The sequence below is a fragment of the Chitinophagaceae bacterium genome (assembly GCA_030053935.1).
In the GTDB taxonomy this organism is placed as follows: Bacteria; Bacteroidota; Bacteroidia; order Cytophagales; family JASGCU01; genus JASGCU01.
In genome coordinates this window covers 4,333-7,377 of record JASGCU010000105.1, presented here as the reverse complement: position 1 = coordinate 7,377, position 3,045 = coordinate 4,333, and the positions used below count along the sequence as shown (strand labels likewise).

General features: G+C 31.8%; 3 protein-coding genes. 1 reads left to right on the top strand and 2 read right to left on the bottom strand.

The window, feature by feature from the left end; all coding sequences use genetic code 11:
- Both QM536_08925 and QM536_08920 read right to left on the bottom strand, forming a co-directional pair.
- Positions 1-735 (bottom strand): hypothetical protein (locus QM536_08925; GenBank protein ID MDI9357129.1); only part of this gene is annotated, 735 nt, incomplete at its 3' end.
- Positions 707-2,062, bottom strand: a complete 1,356-nt coding sequence (locus tag QM536_08920) for a hypothetical protein (GenBank protein ID MDI9357128.1) — start codon at positions 2,060-2,062, stop codon at positions 707-709. The genes QM536_08920 and QM536_08925, both read right to left, overlap by 29 nt.
- Positions 2,063-2,451: 389 nt before the next feature.
- Between QM536_08920 and QM536_08915 the strand changes: the two genes are divergently transcribed.
- Positions 2,452-2,820, top strand: a complete 369-nt coding sequence (locus tag QM536_08915; protein MDI9357127.1) for an HNH endonuclease — start codon at positions 2,452-2,454, stop codon at positions 2,818-2,820.
- Positions 2,821-3,045: the final 225 nt, after the last annotated feature.

Below are 3,045 nucleotides of genomic sequence, written 5' to 3'. Positions count from 1 at the left end.
TTGTAAAATAGGTGCTTTATAGGAATAGAGAAAAGCTAATTTTGACATTAGATTTTTATGAGCATGTGTGTATGGGATACAGCGGTCTATGAGCAACATTATTTCTTTGTATTTTTGTATGGTATAGCCCTGTTCTATGGTAAATAAGAATCTGTCTATATTTGCATTGGTAACCTCTTTTTGAGAGTATTCTTGAAACAGAGTTTCAAATTCTCTGTATGTTTCGTGTTCGGTAAAATCAGGAGTTTGGGAAATGGTATAGTATTTTTCTTCATAGTCCTGAAAAAAATACTGAAATCTGCTTGCCAACCAAACGTCAGAAGCCGCTCGAGGAATATAATCATACATTTCCTTATCTACCAAAAAAAACATGGTGAGATTATTTTTAATGATGATGCTCCGAGAGAAGCTGAGCTGCACTCCTAATTCTGTTGCCCCTACTTGGGCAAAGGTATATTTTTTTATATGGGTGAGGTCTATGATGGAATGTTGTTTGATATCCCGTATTTGGTCTTGCACCAACAACACATCTTCCCCCAAATCTTTATAAACTATATCGGGAAGCTTTTCTTGGAGAAAAGCGATGATAAGTTTTTTTAAACTCTCTGTTTCTACTCCTAAAAAAGCATACAAAAAACCATTCTGTTGGGGCAGATTTAAAATGACGACTAATCTTTCTAATTCTTGTCTCTCCTTGAGAGGAATTTTATCCAATATCCCACTTATCGAGTCCATAGATATAAGGTTTTAAGATAGGGTTAATAAAATAAACGGACTTTTGCCCATTATTTACTATAAAAAAGTTGTTGAGGAGATGGTCATTAAATTTTGCTATCTCTTTTTCTGAAGCATCTTTTAGAAATGTTTCTTTATCAAAAGTTTCTTTGGCTTGGTCCAACTCTTTTAAAAAACTCATGGGAAATCCATTAAAGGACAAATACAGAGCATTAGGGGATATAATACTATTGAGAGCTTTCAAAATATCCTCTCGGATAATGTGTTGGGCATTGGGATTTCGGACAGAGGCAGCAATGATGGACTCATAGATAATCTTATTAAACTGTCCCAAATTTCCTCCCGAATTTACAATAATGATATCCAAGAGGTCTTCGCTTTGCAGAAACTGAAAAGAAGGATCTATTCTTTTGTAAAAAATTTCTTTCATCAGTTCTCTATTTTTTTTATACTTTTCTTTCTCTGTCTCGGAAGGGTTATTTTTAGATAAAACATTGAGAGCGACCACATTATTATTGAGACGGACCCCTATCAGAGTAGCTAAAATGGGAGTAACGATTATCTTTTTCAGGGGGATTTTGTTGAGTATATTCATATTTCCAAAAACGTTTTTAATGGAGGTCGGGTTAACGTTTTTTTCTAATTCATCAATGAGGATGAGAATATCTTTGTCGGGTTCATATTGTAATCTGATCTCCTTATATTTGGAAACAATATCTCTAAAATAATTTTCAAATTCCCTTTCACGGTTTACAAATCTATGTTTAAAAAGGGTTCTTACTGTATGATCAAGAGCAACTTCAATAATTTTATTGGGGATGATCTTTATCACATCTTGCAGAAGATCTACAGTCATATTTTCGTCTTTGGAAAACTTTTTTTGAGCATCCCCATCTTTATAAAAATTTTGCAAATTACTACCTATAATATCATAGAGAGCATTGTTGTTAAAATCCCGTTTTATTTCCGCCGCTAATTCCAGAGCCACAGCAAAACAAACATCATACACATTCAAATTTTCGGAGGTAATTTTTACGTGATTATCTATGACAATTTTTGTTACTACATATTTGTCTTGAATTTCCTTTTCCAACAATAAAAAATTCAGAAAGCTGGTTTTTCCTGTTTCTATTTGTCCTGATAATAAAATGGACAAATCGTCAGGAGCAGGAAGTGTAAGTTTGTGTATGAGTGTACGTTTCAACTCCTCATATAACTCCACATAAAATTCCTTTGTGGATTCATCTAATTCTTTAATCTTTATAAAGTTTTCGCATGCATCTCTTATATTGGTAGCGGGTTTAAATTTTTTAATCGGTATAGCCATATATATTGTATATTTTTCGTATATTTTTAAAATGTTTTTGAATAATAATTATGAGAATATATAATCGATAATAATAAGGATGGTTCTAAAAATTGATTTTTTCAAAAAAAATGATGCAGTTTTTAGGATTTGAATTTTTAGAACCCACTCAATACATAATAACACAATGATATATTTTTTCGCTTTTGCTTCTATTATAATTGTAAACCTAATCACTTTTTATATTTTTTTTCATCAATAAAAGTAAAAAACGACCATACTTATAAACATTAATAAAAACTGATTTCAAATTTACTCGAGTTTGTTTCAAAAACCAAAATGTACTTTCAAATTATTCTATAGTTATTGTTTAGTATGGTGGGTTCTAAAAATTGATTTCTTCAAAAAAAATGATACAGTTTTTAGTATTTGAATTTTTAGAACCCCTCTACAATACTTTTAAAGACAACCCTTTTGACGCAAAGGAACTGGAAACCGAAATAACAAAGCTCATGCAAGACGTAGATAATAAAAAAGACATTTACTATTATGTTTTAACGAGAGAAGAGAAGCATTTAAACATTCGTGCTTTCAGCTATAAACAAAAGCGAGAAGCTTATGATAAACAAAAAGGAATTTATGCTGTTTGCCAAAAACCTTTTAAAATAGAATATATGGAAGCAGACCATATAATTCCTTGGAAAAAAGGTGGGCAAACAATAGCATCGAATTGCCAAATGCTCTGCCAAAAAGACAACAGCATGAAAGATAGTAAGTGAAAGAATAACAAAGAAATAGCCAAGGATAGAAAGCATGGTTCTATTCATTGGATTATTTAACTAAAACACTATCATTGGATATGGGAGTATAAAAAAAAACACGCTTTCAAACGTGTTTTTTGTCTCGATATATAACTCTTTTTTCTTCGTGGTTATCTCATATTTCCATGTTACCAATCACCGCTGGATCCACCACCACCGAATCCACCACCACCGAATCCACCA